Source organism: Erwinia sp. L03-1 (genome assembly GCF_058686115.1).
Window position 1 is genome coordinate 1415019 of record NZ_CM178762.1, and the last position, 19308, is coordinate 1434326.

The 19308-nt window shown below is 62.2% G+C and carries 1 protein-coding gene; it reads left to right on the forward strand.

What is annotated here, in order from left to right:
• Positions 1 to 538 precede the first annotated feature (538 nt).
• On the forward strand, positions 539 to 18805 hold the full coding sequence (locus tag AC4PCC_RS06575) for an Ig-like domain-containing protein (RefSeq protein WP_492126806.1): 18267 nt from the start codon (positions 539 to 541) through the stop codon (positions 18803 to 18805).
• Positions 18806 to 19308 lie beyond the last annotated feature (503 nt).

The window sequence follows — 19308 nt, forward strand, 5'->3', positions numbered from 1 at the left end:
GGGGCAGCACGAGTATCGCCCGGGGTGGCTAAATAGTGCGCATTTGCCTTAGGGCCAGCCTGTGCCGTCTGTCACAATACCTTATAAATTATTTCGTGGATCGACGCGTCTCCCTCCCCGGTGGGCAGGAAAAAAAGCCTAACAGCGCCGCCAATTTATTCATTTAAGCGAAATTTTTCCTTAAGACAAATCAGATGATTACCGTAAATTTATGGAAATAATGAGCGCATTTAGTTCCGGAATAAAATCGCAGGCTATGCTTTTTAATTAGTTTTTCTTATTATTTCGATAGATTTTTATCACGTTAGCTGGGCATATTCTTTCTTACTATCTGAAATGAAAAATTATAAATAGTAAGACTGGCTGTCCAATTTTACCGCGTTTTGCTGTTAATGATCTGCCAAAGATCGCTTGTATCCCAGGTGAAGACCGGTCTGATTTTCAGACTGGTGAAACTTTATGTTGCGATTAATGTGAAGATTTTCTTCATGTTTTTATTCGTAAACTTTAAAACTACATCTGGTGTATATGAGGTCTTATGGCTCTAATTAATGATGGCAGCGCTGAAATTCTTTCTCGCGACGACGGTAAACTCCTTTCACAAGCCACTGCGGGAACCTCGCATACCGTTCCGCTGAATCAACCGAGCGTGGTGAAGATTCACGGCACCCGAGCCATGGTTAACCAGTTTGACCGTCAGGGTAATGACCTGGTACTGCATATGCACGACGGTAGCGTGGTGCGCTATCAAAAATTCTTCCTGGATGACGTCGACGGTGACCACAGCGAGCTGGTCTTCGACGATGGGGTTAATCCCGCTGAGCATGCGCTATTTCCAGTCACCAGCGAGCTGGGCGATCTCCAGACGGCGGTAGCGATGACGCCGCAGTACGAATCGCTGGGCGCGATTGATACTCTGTTGCTGGCTGACACGGGGGCAACCAGCGGCGTAATGACCGCCGCCGGTTTCGGCGCACTGGGCCTGGCGGGGCTGGGTATCGGCGCGTTGGCCAGCGGCGGTGGCGGCGGCGGCGGCGGCGGCGGAAGCAACAGCGGCACCACACCGGGTGGAACGGATGGCACCACCCCTGGCGGCGGAACGACGACGCCAGGCGGTGGCACCACCCCGATCGCGCCCACCCTGACGATTGACCCTTTTACCGGCGATGCAATTCTCAGCCCGAGCGAAAAAACCAGCGTTCAGACCGTGACGGGCAGTACCACTAATGCCGAAGCCGGTAGCCTTGTCACCCTGGTGCTCAATGGTAAAACCTACACCGCCAGCGTGGATGCTGAAGGGCACTGGAGTATCTCACTGCCGACAGCGGACTTAGCTGCGCTGCCGGATGGCGCAAATACCCTTAGCGCCAGCGTCACCAATAACGAAGGTAACAGCGCCAGCGCCAGTGAAAATATCACCGTTGAATCCAGCGCGACCGTACCCGCCGCGCCCGGAATTACTATCGCCACCTTCGCCGGAGACGATGTGCTGGACGGCGCCGAAAAGGAGATGTCACAAACGCTTTCAGGCACCACGACCAACGTTCAGCAGGGACAAACAGTCACGGTCACCCTTGGCGGGCAGACCTACACCACAACCGTGGGCGCGGACGGCAGCTGGAGCCTCTCCGTGCCTTCCGCCGCCCTTGAGGCATTAGCCGATGGCTCTGAAACTATTGGTGCCAGCGTCACTAACGCCGCAGGCGTGACGGCGAGTGCCAGCCACGACTTTACCGTTCTCTCATCCTCCCTGGCCAGCGTCAGCATTGATATGGTGAGCGAGGATGGCTACCTCAGCGCCGAGGAGGCGCAGGCGCCTCTGGTTGTGACTGGTACGTCAACCGGGCTGGCGGCGGGCACGGTGATAAATGTCACCGTCGATCCCCAGCCAGCGAATACGTTTCTGAGGATCCTGTTGGTCGCGAACCCGGTGGATTCCCGGACCTATAGTGCCACCATTAACGCTGACGGAACCTGGAGCGTTACCCTTCCTCCCGAGCACCTGCAGCAGTTTTCAGTCGGTACACACCTGTTTAATGCCTCCGCCATGGCGGCAGACGGGACAATGGTACAAAACAGCACCCCCGCCACGCTGGATGTCAGAAACGTCATGCCGGATGCCACTCCGGAACAGCCCTTCGGCGATGACGTGCTGAACGCCAGCGAGGCGAGTGCCGGACAGACGATCACGGGCAACACCGGCGTAGCCGCGTCCGGCCAGACGGTCACCCTGACCCTGGGGGGCGTGAGCTATACCGGTACGGTCAACAGCGACGGCAGCTGGACCCTTTCGCTGCCCGCCGACGCTCTGCAAAATCTGCCGCAGGGCAGGAATGAATTTACCGTGCTGGTCACGGATCCGGCGGGCAACAGCGCCACCACAATCACCCCCTTTGACGTGATGACCGTGCCGCCGGTGCTCAGCGTCACGCTACCCGACGGCCCGCTGAATCAGAGTGAGGTGACGCAGCCGCTGACCATCAGCGGCTCCAGCCCGGGCAGTGACGCCGTGACCGTCACGCTGAACGGATTGACCTATACCTCCATTGTCAATGCGGACGGCAGCTTCAGCGTCAATATACCCGCCTCCGACCTGCAACAGATCGCCGACGGGGATGCGACAATCGGTATTACGGCAACTGACCTGGCAGGTAACGCCACCGCGCAAACCGGCACGATTTCGATTGATACCCTCCCGCCGACCGTCTCCGTCGATACCCTCTCCGGCGATGGTTACGTCAACGCCGGAGAGTTAGCCCTGCCGCTGCAAATCAGCGGCGTCACCGAGCCGGGAAGCCAGGTGCTGGTGCGGCTTGACGGTCTTGATTTGACCGCAACCGTTAATGCACAGACCGGTGCCTGGTCCGTCACGCTGAGTGATACGGACAAGGCCGCGATTGCCGATGGCACCTATACCGTCACGGTGATCGCCACCGATCCGGCCGGCAACAGCAGTACAACTTACACCGACGTCACCTTTGCTACCCAGTTCGGCAATCTGCCTGCGCTGACCCTCAACCCGCTGACCAGCGACGGTGTGCTGGATGGCGCGGAGGTGGCGGTTAATCAGGAGCTGACCGGGACGGCCAGCCACGTTCAGGCTGGACAGCAGATTACGCTGGTGCTGGCCGGCGGCGATACCTTTACCGGCACGGTACAGGCTGGGGGCGGGTGGAGTATCACCCTGCCGTCCACGGTGCTGAGCGCCCTGGCGGAAGGAACCCAAAGCTTCACCGTCAGCGTCAGCGACGTGGCGGGTAACGGCACGACCGCCAGCGGGAGTTTTGTCGTGGCGACGGACAGCAGCGTCGCCACGCTGGCGTTCGCGCCGGTCAGCGGTGACAACGCGCTGAATGCGACCGAAGCGCAATCCGATCTGGTGGTCAGCGGCAGCAGCACTGGCCTGGCGGAGGGAACCGCCCTGACGGTGACCTTCAACGGCGTGGATTATGCCACGACGGTTGCCGCCGGTGGCGGCTGGAGTGCGACGCTTCCCGCCTCCGCGCTGGATAGCCTGGCGAACGGCACCTACACGCTGGTGGTCACGGGAGTGGATGCGACCAATAACCCGGTGACCAGCGAAAGCGATCTGCTGGTTCGCACGCAAATCAGCAATAATATCGAGATCGTTGCCCCCTTTGGCGACGGCATTCTGAACGCCAGCGAGGCGGCCGTGCCGCAGACCCTCACCGGTAACTCCGGGGTGGCCTGGCCGGACCAGGCGGTGAGCGTGACGATAGGCGGCATCAGCTATCCTGCCACTGTTAACGCGAGCACCGGCGCCTGGAGCCTGACGCTGACGCCGGACGTGTTGCAGGCGCTGGCGGAGGGCAGCCAGGAGATTACCGTCACGGTAACGGACTCGCTGGGCAACAGTCTCTCGTCCGTCACGCCGCTGACCGTGGACACTACGCCGCCTGTGCTGGCCATCACCGCCGTGGGCGACAATAGCGTTATCAACGGTGAAACCCATAACCTGCCGCTAACCGTGAGCGGCACGGCGGAGGCGGGCAGTACCCTGGTTGTTGAGCTGGACGGCGTAAGCTACCGCACGGTGGCGGATGGCAACGGGCAGTGGAGCGTGGATATCGCCGCCTCAACCCTGCAAACGCTGCCGGACGGTAAGTATGATATCAGCGTTACCGCGACGGACGCGGGCGGCAATATTGCCACCGCCCTGGCCCCCATCGCCGTCGATACCGTCCCGCCGGCGGTAACGCTGGCGGTCATATCCGGTGATGGCTACCTTAATGCGGCCGAGCATGCCGACGATCTGCTGCTGAACGGTACGGCAGAGGTCGGTTCCACCGTGGTGGTAAGCCTGAACGGCGTCAGCTATGAGGCCACCACTGACGGCAGCGGCAACTGGACCCTGACCGTCCCGGCTGCCGCCGTCAGCGTGCTGGCCGATGGTCGCTACGACATCACCGCGCAGGCTACCGACGCGGCCGGTAACGTTGCCACCGCCACGCAGCCGCTGGCGGTCGTGGCCGAGGCTGCTGACCTGCCGACCATCAGCGTATCTGCATTTACCGGCGATAACGTGCTGGACGGTGCGGAACAGGGGCTGTCACAGCCGATGACCGGTGCCACCACCCATGTACAGGAGGGGCAGCAGGTCAGGGTAACCATGAACGGCGACCAGTATACCGGCACCGTGCAGGCCGACGGCAGCTGGAGCGTGCTGATCCCGGCCAGCGCCTTTGTTCAGCTGGCAAACGGTGCGCAAAACTATACCGTCGACGTAACCGACATCGCCGGTAATCCGGCGAGCACCAGCGGCAGCTACAGCGTGGATAACACCTTCAGCGCCGTGGCGATTGGGGTGATCAGCGACGATAACATGCTGAACGCCGTTCAGGCGCAGAGCGATCTGGTCATTAGCGGCAGCAGCCGCTTTGTCTCGACGGGCGCACGGATCCTGGTGCGCTTTAACAGCGTTAACTATACCACCCTGACCGAGAGCGATGGCAGCTGGAGCGTCACCGTACCTGCGAGCGCACTGACGGGCCTGCCTAATGGCAACCTGACGGTCACGGCGACCACCACCGACATCAACGGCAATGAAATCACTACCACCCATAACCTGAACTCCAGCGTTAATCCTGACTTTACCCTCACCCTTGATACACCATTTGCTGACGGATCGCTTAATGCCGCAGAGGCGGGTATCGATCAAACGCTGACCGGCACCACCGGCGTAACGGGCATTGGGCAGGCGGTAAGCCTGGTGGTCGGCGGCATCACCTATAACGGCACCGTCGATGCTAACGGTAACTGGTCCGTCTCGCTGCCTGGGGTGGCACTGCAAACGCTACCGGAGGGCAGCACGGCCCTGAGCGTGACCGCGACCGATTCCGCAGGCAACACCACCACGCTAACCAGCAGCTTTATCGTGGATACCATCCCACCACTGCTGACAGTAGCGGCCATCTCTGAAGATTATCAGCTCAACCTCGCTGAACAGGGCCAGCCGCTCGCCATCAGCGGCACTGGCGAGCAGGGGGACACCATCAGCCTGACGCTGAACGGTGAGACCCTGACCGGAACGGTCTCCGCCACCGGCAGCTGGGATATTACCGTTTCACCTGCCGCGCTGCTGGCGCTGGCCGACGGCAGCTATGACGTAGTCGTGACCTCAACCGACGCGGCGGGTAACGCCACCACGCTGATCCGTACCCTGGTAGTCGATTTGACGCCGCCGGTGGTCACGATTAATGCCGCCTCGGAAGATGGCTATCTGAATGCGGCAGAAGGCACGCAGCCGCTGGTGGTCAACGGCACGGGCGAAGCGGGTAACACCATCAGCGTTGAGCTGAACAATGTGGCGTATTCCGCAGTGGTTGCCCCTAACGGGCAGTGGGCGCTGACCATTCCTGGTGAGGTGGTGAACGCGCTGAACGACGGCAGCTATACGCTGAACGTCACCGCCAGCGATGCGGCAGGCAATACCACCCTGACCAGCACGCCGCTGGTGGTCGATAAGTCTGCGCCATCCATCTTCATCTCTGACGTCACCGCAAATAACGTCATTGACAGTGCCGAGCAGCAGGTTGATCAGATCCTGACCGGTACCGCAACTAACGTCGAGGCGGGACAAACCCTGACCCTGACCCTTAACGGGCAGGATTACACCACCACTATTGAAACCGGCGGCGGCTGGCAGGTTACCCTCCCGGCGGCAGCGCTGGCGTTGCTGGCTAACGGTCAGCAAACCCTTAGCGCCACGGTGACCGATCTGGCTGGCAATACCGGTCTGAGCGAGAAAACCTTTAGCGTCGATAACACACTCAGCAGCATCGCCTTTGAGCCGCTGAGTGGCGATGGCTACCTCAACGCCGTTGAGGCAGAGTCCGCGCTGACGGTAAACGGGGTGACGGCTAACGTCGCGGGCGGCAGCACGGTGACCTTCACCCTGGGTGGGGTCAGCTACACCAGCGCCGTCAATGCGGATGGCAGCTGGTCGGTGACGGTGCCTGCGGCGGATCTGGCCGGACTGGCTGACGGACCGCAAACGGCCATCGCCAGCGTGACCGCCAGCAGCGGTATCACCTATACCTCGCAGGATACGCTGGACGTTTATATCACCCGCGTGCCAAGCCCGACGCTGCAAACGCCGTTTACCGACGGCACGCTGACCCATAACGAAGCAGATATTATTCAGACCCTGAACGGCACCACGGGTGAGCTGGGCAACGGGCAGACGGTTAGCGTGAATCTTGGCGGAACGGATTATGCGGCAACGGTCAACAGTTCCGGCGTCTGGACGCTGGCGCTGGATCCGCAGATCCTCCAGGCCCTGCCGCAGGGGCAAACTACCCTGGTGGTAACCGTGACCGACGTGGCGGGCAACACCGCGGCGCTTCCACCGGCGGCGGTGATCATTGCTACCACGCTACCGGCGGTCACTCTCGATCCACTGGCGGGCGGAGATGGCATTATTAATGCCGCTGAACAGGCCAGCCCGCTGGACATCAGCGGGACAGGCAGCGTGGGCGATACGGTTAACGTACTGCTGAACGGACAGCAATATACAACGGTAGTAGAAGACACCGGCCGCTGGGCGGTCACCGTTCCGGCAGCTGACCTGGCGCTGCTGGCTGATGGCCCTTACGGCGTGCAGGTGACCGTAAGCGACGCCTTCGGCAATACCACGTCGCAAACTCTGCCGCTGGCCGTCGACACCTCAGCCCCGGCCTTTACGCTCGATCCCGTTACCGGTGACAACATTATTGACCAGGCGGAGCAGGGGCAGCCGCTGGATATTACCGGGACCGGCAGTGCTGGTGATACCGTCGCGGTGACGCTGGCAGGCGACACCTTCACCACCACGGTCGGCAGCAACGGGCTGTGGGCGGTTAACGTGCCAGCCGCCACGCTGGCTAACCTCACCGAAGGCGACAACACCCTGACCGTTGCGGTGACCTCGGTAGCCGGTAATGCGGCCACGCAGGATACCACCCTGCTGCTGGATACCACGGTGGATATTACCCTGGTCGTTAACACCGTGGCGGGCGACGACGTTATTAACGCGGCCGAAGCCGCGCAGGGGATTACCGTCACCGGCAGCGTGCCGGATGAGACCACGGCGGTCACCCTGACCTTTAACGGCGTCAACTATACCGCCGCGGTCGGTGCAAACGGCCTGTGGACGGCGGCGATCCCCGCCAGCGCCCTGGCCGGACTGACCGACGGCGACTACGCCTTCACAGCCACCGCCACCGCGGCTAATGGCGGCTCGGTAACCGTGCCGCATGCTATCGCGCTGGACACCACGCCACCGACCTTTACCCTGGCGCCGCTGGCGGGGGATGGCGTGATTAATGCCACCGAACAGGGCCAGCCGCTGGTCGTCAGCGGCACGGGTGAGGTGGGCGATAGCGTGCGCGTCACCCTCAATGAGGCGGTCTATACCACCACGGTCAACGCTGACGGCAGCTGGTCGCTGCCGGTTCCTGAGGCGCAGGTGGCAGGTCTGACCAACGGCTTATATACGGTTGACGTGACGGTGAACGATGCTGCGGGGAATATCACCACGCAAAGCACCCCGCTGATTGTGAATCTGACGCCGCCGCTGCTGACTATTGATCCGGTGGCAGGCGATGGCCTGCTGAATGCGGAAGAGCAGACGCTGCCGCTTACCGTCAGCGGCATGGGCGAGCAGAACGCCACCATTACCGTGACCCTGGAAGGAACAGATTACACCACCACGGTGGGCGCCAATGGCCAGTGGGCGCTGGCGATCCCGGCGGCAGACCTGGCCGGGCTGACCAACGGCAATTATCAGCTGACGGTGGTGGCGACCAGCGCAGTGGGCAACGTGACCACCGGGGAAGCGCCGTTAACGGTGGTGGCCGACGCCGCCACGCTGCCGACGCTTTCGCTGGAAGAATTCGCCGGTAACAATATTCTTGATGGCGCGGAACAGCAGGTGGATCAGCTCATTACCGGCACCACCACCTTTGTGCAGGAGGGCCAGTCCGTCACCGTCACCTTCAATGATGTCAACTACAGTGGCCTGGTGCAGGCCAGCGGTGCATGGAGCGTGCTTATTCCTGCCGCCGCGCTGGCAGGACTGGAAAACGGTAGCCAGACCTACAGCGTAACGGTGGGGGATATTGCAGGCAACGTCGTGACCGCAGTGGGTAATTACGCCGTGAATACTGCCCTCAGCGCGGTAGCGATCGAGCCGGTAAGCGGCGATGGCTATCTGAACGCCGCAGAGGCGCAGGGCGATCTGACCCTCTTCGGTGCCACCAGCAACGTCCCGGCGGGCAGTACGCTCACGGTGACCCTGAACGGCACGGACTACCAGACTGAGGTGGCGGCAAACGGCAGCTGGCAGGTGGTGGTGCCCTCCGCCGTGCTGCTCGCACTGCCGGACGGGGCGCTCGCCGTTACCGCCAGCGCAACGGATGCGGCCGGAAATACGGTGACCAGCGATACGACGCTCAACATCGCCATTACCACCGTGCCCACCCTCACCATTGATACGCCATTTACCGATGGCACGCTGAACGCAGAGGAGGCCGCGACGACGCAGACGCTGACCGGCAGCACCGGCGAAACCGGCGATGGCCAGGCGGTAAGCGTGGTAATTAACGGCGTGACCCTGACCGGTACGGTGGACGGTAACGGTAACTGGAGCGTCGATCTTCCGGGTAACGTCCTGCAGGAACTGCCCCAGGGTACTACCCCGGCGACGGTCACCGTAAGTGATGTGGCGGGTAACACGGCCACTACCGAACTGACCCTCACCGTCGACACTCTCCCGCCTGCGGTCACCCTCGCTGCCCTGGCCGGTGATAATATTCTTAACGCCGCCGAGCAGGGTGACGATCTGGCGGTCAGCGGGACCAGCGAATCCGGCGCGGCCATTGTGGTCACGCTAAACGGGGTGACCTATACCACCACCGTTACGCCCGCCGGCGAGTGGACGCTGACCATCCCAACGGCGGATCTGGTCGCGCTGGCCGACGGCAGCTATGCCGTCAGCGTGAGTGCGACCAGCGCGGCGGGTAACAGCAGCGCCACGGAGACGACGCTGGCGGTGAAAGCGGCGGCAAACGATCTGCCGACGCTGACCATTGATGCCTTTGCGGGTAACGACATCGTGGACGGCGCGGAACAGCAAACAGAACAGCTGTTAAGCGGGACTGCTACTCACGTGGAACCGGGGCAGACGCTGACGGTGAGCCTCAACGGCCAGGTCTACACTACGCAGATTGCAGCCAGCGGCGCATGGAGCGTGGCGATCCCTGCCAGCGCTCTCGCTGCGCTGGACAACGGTACGGCAACGTTTAACGTGGCAGTCAGCGACGTGGCCGGCAATCCGGTTAATGTTACCCATGACGTCACCGTTAACAATCTGGCGGCGGGCATTGCCATCGATCCGCTGAGCGGTGATGGCTATCTGAATGCGGCAGAAGCACAGGATGCGCTGATCGTGAGCGGGGTGACGGAAAACGTCACCGCCGGCAGCACGGTGACCGTCACCTTCAATAACCAGACCTTTACCGGCGAGGTGGGCGCGAATGGGGTGTGGAGCATTATTATTCCGGCCGCCTCGCTGGCGGGGCTGCCTGACGGTGCGGCGGCGCTGACCGCCAGCGTGGTCGATGCGACGGGAGCCACCCTGACCCGCAGCGACACGCTGATTGTGCAGGTTAACGCCCTGCCGCTGGCAACGGCGGACACGCCGTTTGCTGACGGCATCCTTAACGGCAGCGAAGCCGCCGTAACGCAAACTTTACATGGCACCACTGGCGTAACGGGCGATGGACAGGTCGTTTCGGTAGTCGTAGGTGACGCGGCCTTTACCGGCACGGTTGACAGCAACGGCAACTGGAGCGTTGTGGTGCCTTCCACGGCGCTGCAGGCGCTGCCGCAGGGCGATAACGCACTTCAGGTAACCGTGGCCGATGCGGCGGGCAACAGCAATACGCTGGCGGTGCCATTCGGCGTGGATACCGTACCTCCTACGCTGACGCTGAATACCCTCGCCGGAGACGGCGTGGTCAATGCCAGCGAAGCGGCTGCCGAAATCACCGTTAGCGGCGGCAGCGCAGGTGCGGAAGCCGGGCAGCTCATTACCGTTTCTCTCAACGGGCAGAATTACACCACAACGGTCGATGACGTTGGCAACTGGAGCCTGCAACTGCCAGCGGGTCTGCTACAGGCATCGCCTGACGGCAGCTATCCGCTGGTGGTCACGCTTAGCGACGCGGCAGGCAACACCGTGAGCGAGACCTCAGATTTGACCCTCTCCACCGCTGCGCTACAGCCGGAGATCACCGATCCCTTCGTCAATGGCTATGTCAATATCGCCACTTCGCAGAGCGATCAGCTGCTGAGCGGGACGACCGGCGCTGACGGTGCCGGGCAGACGGTGGTAGTCAATATTGCCGGAACCGACTACGCGGCGAACGTGGATAACGCGGGCAACTGGACGCTCCCCGTCAGCGCCGCGACCTTGCAGGCGCTGGGCGAGGGCATTCAGCTGATTACCGTTACTGCGACGGACGCGCAGGGCAATACCGGCGTGGCGGACAGCTCGATCACCGTTGATCTGATTGCCCCGGCGCTGAATGTTAACGCCATCGCGGACGACAACGTTATCAATGCGGCAGAAATGGTGCAGCCGATATCCATAGGCGGTACGGCCTCGGTGAGCGAAGCGGGCCAGCAGGTTTCGATTTCCTTTAACGGCCAGACCTACCAGCAGGCGGTGCAGGGCGATGGAAGCTGGCTGCTGGATCTGCCCTCAGGCGTTACCCTGGGGCTGGCCGATGGCAGCTATCCGGTGATCGTTACGCTCACTGACCTGGCCGGAAACGTCACCACCCAGACGCTGAACGTCACCGTGGACGCCGCGACTGCCGATCTGCCGACTCTGACCGTCGGTACGGTATCCGGCGATGACTATATCAATCAGGTGGAGGCGGGCCAGGATCTCACTCTCTCCGGTACCACCACCAATGTGCCGGAAGGACAGACGGTTACGCTGACCCTGAATGCGATGACCTACACGGCGACGGTACAGGCCGATGGCACATGGACCACCGTCGTCCCGGCCGCCGCAGTCGGCGCGCTGGCGGATGGCGCCCAAACGCTGAGCGCGTCGGTCAGCGATATCGCCGGGAACGTCGCCAGCGCCACGCATGATGTGACGGTGATTGCCCAGGCGGCGGATTTACCGACCCTCACGATCAATCCGGTCACCAGCGATGACACGGTGAACTATCAGGAAGCACAGAGCGACCTGACCCTCACCGGAACCAGCCAGCATATTCCTGCCGGTGACAGGGTGACGGTGACGCTGAACGGCAAGACCTATACCGGCACGGTCGATGCGGACGGGGCCTGGAGCGCAACCGTACCGGCTGCGGACGTGCAGGCGCTTGGTCAGGGAGGCAACAGCGTCACCGCCAGCGGCAGCGACGTGGCGGGCAATATCGCCACCACGGCGGAAAACTTTACGGTCAACACCACGCCGCCGTTACTGGATGCGCGGCTTGATGCGGGCACGGACGGCGTGCTGAACCTGGCGGAAGCCGTGGCGGGGCTGCCGGTCAGCGGCACCACCGGCGCGGGCCTGACGGTCAGCGTCACCCTCAATGATAAACTCTACAGTGCCACCTCAGACGCCGATGGCAACTGGAACCTGACCATTCCGGGCGGCGATCTGCTACAGCTGGCTGATGGTCAGGCTCAGGTGGGGGTGTCGGTCACCGACACCAGCGGCAACACCACCAGCAACATTCTTGCGCTCGGCGTGGCGGTGAATACCCTGCCGCTGCTGACGTTAGCGACGCCGTTTGTCGATGGCCTGGTGAATGCGGCTGAGGCGGCGACCGATCAGACCCTGAGCGGCGTTGCGACCAATCTGGTCGAGGGCACCGCGGTCACGGTGACGATAGGCACCCTGACCTTTAACGGTACGGTTAATGCCGACGGCAGCTGGAGCGCCACCGTTCCGGCGGACGCGTTGACCGCCCTTGGGGACGGCGCATTCCAGGTGGCGGTGACCAGTGCCGATGCCGCCGGGAATCCGGCGAGCGTCGGGGCCAGCGTTGAACTGCTGGTGAATACGCTGCCTGCTGCCACCATCAACACGCCGTTTATCGACGGCCTGCTAAACGCGGCGGAGGCCGGGGTCGATCAGGCAATAACCGGTACCACGGGTATTGTCGGTAACGGACAGACCGTCACCCTGACCATTGATGACAACAGCATCACGGCCACGGTCGATCAAAGCGGCAACTGGCAGGCAACGCTGACGCCGACCCTGGCGGCTACGCTCGGCAATGGCGACCACAGGATCAGCGTGACCGTCACCGATCGGGCAGGCAATGCCAGCACCGGTGAACTGGGCTTTAGCGAAATTGTGACCGGACTGCCTGCGCCAACCCTGATTACGCCCTTTACCGATGGCCTGCTCAATGCCACGGAGGCTGCGGCAGGTGGCGTGCTGAACGGCGTAACCGGTATTACCGGCCCACAGACGGTCAGCGTGATCATTAACGGCACCGCCTATCAGGCCGCCGTGGATACCACCACCGGCGACTGGAGTCTGGATCTGCCTGCCAGCGTGCTGGTGACCTTACCGGATGGCAACTGGCCGGTTAGCATCGTGGCAACGGATGCCGTCGGCAACGTCGGCACGGTGAGCGGCGGGCTGGTTGTGGACATCAATGCGCTGCCGGATGTGTCAATCCAGCTGCCGTTTGGCGATGGACAGCTCAACGTGGCCGAAGCGGCCGTGGCGCAGACTCTCAGCGGATCGACCGGCAAAATTGCGGCGGGGCAGAGCGTGACCGTCAGCATTGATGGCGGCACCGCGCTTGCGGCAGACGTCAGCGCCAACGGTGACTGGTCACTGACCCTGACGCCCGCGCAGCTCACCGCGCTGGGCAGCGGTACCCACAGCCTGGCGGTCACCGCCACGGATATCGCGGGTAACACCGATACCGCAGACCTGAACTTCAACGCGCTGCTCAGCCTGCCCGCGCCGGTGATTGATACGCCGTTTGGTGACGGCGTGCTCAATATCAGCGAGGCGGGTGCCGCCATCGTCCTGACCGGCTCCACCGGCGTGGTGGGGGCAAACCAGGGCGCACAGATCCATATTGATGTGGGGGGACTGGTGTGGGACGGCACGGTGGACGCGGAGGGCAACTGGAGCGTTTCCCTGCCTGCGGGCGCGTTAAACGCCCTGGACAACGGGACGCATACGCTCGATCTCACCGTTACCGATGGCGCAGGCAATACCAGCACGACCAGCCTTGACTTCACCGCCGCGCTGACTGCGCCCGTACCGACGCTGGACGTGCCTTTTGCCGACAGCTTCCTGAATGCGGCGGAAGTAGCGGCTGGCGCAACCTTAAGCGGCACCACCGGGGCAACGGGTGACGGTCAGACGGTGACCGTTACGCTCGGCGGCACCAACTATACCGCCGCAGTTGGCACCGACGGCACCTGGACGCTGGATCTGGCCAGCAACAGCCTGACGGAGCTGGCAGAGGGGAACCAGGCCATTACGGTGCTGGCTACCGATGTGAATGGCAACGCCGCCACGGCAACCGGCAGCTTCGTGGTCGATACCGTCGCGCCCGCCATCACCATTAACCCGTTTACCGGCGACGGTACGCTGGACTATCTGGAAAGCCTGACCACGCAGACCCTGGGCGGCACCACCAGCGAGTCCAGCACCGGCGAAGTGGTCACCGTCACCGTCGGTACGGCAACGGTGAGCGGCTACGTGCAGGCGGACGGCAGCTGGTCGGTCAGCCTGTCTCCGGCGATCCTGGCGCAGCTGGGTACCACCGGTGATACCGGCACCATCGGCGTCAGCATTGCCGATGCGGCGGGGAACACCGGCACGGCGACGGCCAGCGTGGCGGTCGATCTGACCGTGCCAGACACGCCGCTGCTGACGCTGGCGCCGCTCTCGGATGACAACATTATCAACGGCAGCGACGCGGCAACCCTGACCATAAGCGGCACCTACGCCAATCTCCCCTCTACGGGCGGCGAAGTTTCCGTGACCATCAACGGCGTGCAACAGACGGAAACCTCAGCCGTCGTCGATGCGAATGGGACCTGGAGCATCACCGTTCCTAACGATGCCACCAACATACCTGAAGGGACGCTGACGGTAACAGCCAGCCTGACCACCGATGACGGTACGACCTATAACAGTACCACCAGCGTGCTGGTGGATCGTACGGCACCGACCCTGACCATCAATGCCTTTGCGGGTGACGATGTGCTGAACGTTAGCGAGGCGGCGCTGGGTCAGACCGTTACCGGTACGGCCTCCGCCTCGGAAGCGGGGCGTGCGGTTGACCTCACGCTGAATGGCAAAACCTACAGCGCCGTGGTACAGGCGGACGGCAGCTGGTCGGTCGCGCTGGCCGCAGGCGATTTGCAGGCGCTGGGCCAGGCGGGCAATACGCTGGCCGTCAGCCTGACGGACGCAGCGGGTAACGTTGGCTCGGTCACGCATGACTTCCAGGTCGACACCGCCGCGCCGCTGATCCAGGTGGATGCCCTGTTAGGCACCAACGTGCTGAACGCGGCGGATATTCTGGCGACGCAGGTGGTGACCGGTACCGCCTCAGGTGCCGCTGGCCAGACCATTGGGCTCTATCTGGGCGATAGCTCGCCGCTGGCGACAGCCCTGGTTAACGCCGACGGCACCTTTAGCATCAGCCTGGCACCGGAGGCGCTGAGCAGCCTTAACGACGGCGCGCTGGTATTTGGCCTGCGGGTCAGCGACGCCGCCGGAAACGAGACGGATGCCACCCTGACGGTCAACAAAGTGGTCAATGCCGGGCTGACGCTGGTGGTGGATTCCCTGTTCGGGGACGGCTTCCTTAACGCGGCGGATACGACGGTGGCGCAGACCATTAGTGGCGTAGCCACCGCGGCGGGCATTGGCGCGACGGTATCGCTCACGCTGGGCGGCACCACGGTAACGGCAGATGTGGGTCAGGATGGCCGCTTTGCGCTGGTCGTGCCGCCGAGCCTGCTGGGGCTGCTGAGCGATGGACCGACGACGCTGGATCTGGTGCTCACCGATGCGGCCGGGAACACGCGTACCCTGCCGGAAACCATCACCACCCTGCTGGAAGCGCCGGTGCTAACCCCGCTCACCGGGCTATTTGGCGGCGATAACCTGCTGAATATCGCGGAAGCCGCGGTGGCGCAGACCGTGACGGGAACGGTCTCCAACGCGGTGGCCGGTTCGGCGGTCACCCTAATGCTCGGCACCAAAGCCTACCAGACCACGGTGGGAACGGACGGCGGCTGGAGCGTCACGATTCCGGTACCGGATCTGAGTTCGCTGGCGGAAGGGACGCAATCCCTGAGCGTCAGGGTCGTTGATCCGGCGGGTAACGCCACCACCAGCGCGGTCGATATAGGCATTTTCACCGCGCCGCCTGCCATCACACTCAGCCCGGTATTTGGCGACGGCATCCTCAATATTGCCGATGCGCTGGTTAACCAAACCATCAGCGGCACCGTCAGCAACGCTGCCGCAGGGAGCACCATTATTTTGACCATAGGCAACTCAGGCGTACAGGCGACGGTAGGACAGAACGGGGCGTTCAGCGCCACCGTCACGCCCGCTATTCTGGCTACGCTCACCGACGGCAACCTGGCCGTAGGGGCCAGCCTGACCGATGCGGCAGGCAATACCGCCTCCACCACCGCAGGCCTGGCGGTTAAACTCACCGCCCCGACGGTCAGTATTAATACGCTGTTCGGCGACGGCCTGCTGAATCTGGCGGATGCGGCGCTCGGCCAGACGGTGACCGGAACAGTGACCGGAGCCGATGCCGGTTCGCGCGTGGTGGTCACGCTGGCGGGCACGCCGTACGTGACCACCACGGCCGCTAACGGTACCTTTAGCCTGGCGCTGACGCCATCCGTGCTACAGGGGCTGGCCGACGGCAACCTGACGGCGGCCGTAAGCGTGACCGACAGCGCGGGAAATACCGCCAGTGCGACCGCGGGGGCGATTGTGGGCGTACACAACCTGCCAACGGTTACGCTGAACACGCTGTTTGGCGACGGCGTATTGAACCTGCTGGAGTCGCTGACCACGCAGACCATTAGCGGCACCGCCAACAACGTTGCCGCCGGATCCACGGTGACCATCAACCTTGGGAACAGTACGGTGACCGCCACGGTTGCGCAGGGCGGGACTTTCACCGCACAGGTGTCGCCGGCGATCCTCAGCACGCTGCTCGACGGTAATCTGACGGTCGGCGTCTCGGTAAGCGATGCGGTGGGTAATATCGCGACCGCCAGCAGCGGCGTGAAGGTAGGAACCCACACCACGCCTGCGGTGACGCTGAATACCCTCTTTGGCGATGGCGTACTGAGTGCCGCCGACCTCACCACGGCGCAAACGATCAGCGGCACCGCCAGTAACGTTCCGGCGGGTGCGGCGGTTAGCGTCACGCTAAGTGGCATCACCTACACCACCACGGTCAGCAGTGCCGGGACCTGGACGCTGAACGTGCCAAAAACTGACCTTGCCGCGCTGGCTAACGGGACGCAGACGGTCAATGCCACGGTCAGCGACAGCTATGGCAACACTGCCACCGGCAGCGGTTTGCTGAGCGTGATTGCGCAGACGCCGCCAACGGTGGTGATTGCCAGCATCTTCGGGGATGGCCTGCTGAATGCGACGGACGCACTCAGCGCGCAAACCATCACCGGGACCACCACCAATGCGGAGGGATCTACCCTGACCGTCCGCGTCGGTTCGGCCACGCTGACTACCACGGTGGGTGCCAACGGTGCCTGGAGCGTGACGGTGCCCGTCGCCACGCTGGCTGCACTGCCGGACGGCACCGATACGGTAACGGCTTCGCTGACCAATGCGGCTGGCAATGCGGGCACCGCCAGCTCAAGCGTGCTGGTGGGTATCCATACGCTGCCAACCGTCACGCTGACTAACAGCTCGGTGTTTGGCGGCGATCACTACCTGAACCTCAGTGAGGCGAACGTTGCCGAAACTCTGAGCGGCACCTCGACGAATGCAGTCGGCAGCACCGTGTCGGTCAACGTGGCGGGGAATATCTACACCACCACGGTCGGCGCGGGCGGGGCATGGAGCGTCAGCGTACCGTCTGGCGATCTGCGCAACATCGCTGACGGTAGCCAGACGGTCACCGTCACCCTCACTGATGCGGTAGGCAATACCTCGTCGGCCAACGAGAGCTTTACGGCGGTGACGCATAACCTGCCTTATATAGGTGTGAATGCGGTCACCAGCCTGGTCAGCGTGCTGATCACCGGGCTGACCATTTCGGGCGGTACGCAAAACCTGGCTCAGGGCACACAGCTGAACGTCACGCTAAACGGCACCACGCTGCAAACCACCACCGATGCACGGGGGCTTTACAGCGTGAAGTTTGCAGGCGGGCTGCTCACGGCTCTCAGCCTCAGCAGCATCGTCACGGTGACGGCAGTGGACGTCGCGGGTAACCCGGCTTCCACCAGCACCACGCTGCTGCTGGGGTCGCTGCTGCCGGTGGCAGCCGCATCCACCAGTGCGGCCACGCTGCTGGCGGTGATGGCGGATGACTCCACCAGCGATACCTCCACTACGCATTCAGCCAGCACAACCAGCGAGGATAGCACCACCGCAGCGGCGCATAGCACGGGGGTTCACTCCACGCTGGTGACCGACAGCGATACCAGCAGTACCGATAGCAGCACGGCCACCAGCGCGGCGGCGACGACCGGTAGTGCGGAGGAGAGCACAACGTCCACCACCGCCGCTGCCGACGACAGCAGCTACACCATCGGGGGCGTAGTGATTACCCTGGCGGACGGCACTACCACTGAGGGCGCCTCGGTAACCGGCAGCAGCGGCGACGACACGGTCACCGTCAGTTCGCTCAACTTCACCCATATCGACGGCGGTGCAGGCACCGATACGCTGGTACTGGGTGGGGAGCATATGACGCTGGATCTGACGTCGCTGGGCATGAAGGTCGAGCATATTGAAATCATCGATCTCGGTAAGGCGGGTAACAATACCGTCAAGCTCAACCTGAGCGAGGCGCTGAATATTACCGACAGCCAGAACGACGATCTGCTGATTAAAGGGGTTGAGGGCGATAAGGTCCAGCTGGCTAACGGTGATGGCGGCGTGTGGGCAACGGCAGGCCAGAGAACGGTAGAGGGTCAGGTTTATGACATCTATCACAACTCTGCCCTTGACGCGGCCAATACGCTGGGCGACGTGCTGGTGCAGCATGCGCTCCAGGTCGTGGTGGCATAAGCTTAAACGCCCTGCACAAAGCGCGGTTTTGTGCAGGGCTTCTTCCCCAAAGAGGAGTTAATCAATGAGTTAGCGGGCGTGATCCGTCTCATAAAAAAGGAGGGAAAAAAAGGTGTAAGTTTTATGTAAGTAATATCGAAAATACTTATCTAATTAAATTTTCAGTCAGGATGAATTTCCAGAATTTAGCCAATGGTAAAGGCGCTTGTTCAGGACTAGCTTGTCTTATGCCAGTGCTGATATAAGCAACGATTATGATTTTAACTTACTGACTTTAAGTTAAAAAATAACCCTGCGCCCGGATTCCTTGCTGAGAATGGTACTAAATATTATTTAAATTATCTTCGCTGGCGCTTGCCAGTAGCGGGCCGTTTTTACGCTGATAATTTTAACCATTTTCCCTGTTCAGGATTGATTGTCGATCCCAGAGTACCGGACAACAGCCGGCGCTGAAAAAGTGCCTACTGGCAGTACTGCAGGAAAACACCAGCGACGCTGTCGGT

Bases quoted from the DNA above. Each gene is read 5' to 3' on its own strand.
- AC4PCC_RS06575 (WP_492126806.1), top strand. From the start codon at position 539: ATGGCTCTAATTAATGATGGCAGCGCTGAAATTCTTTCTCGCGACGAC.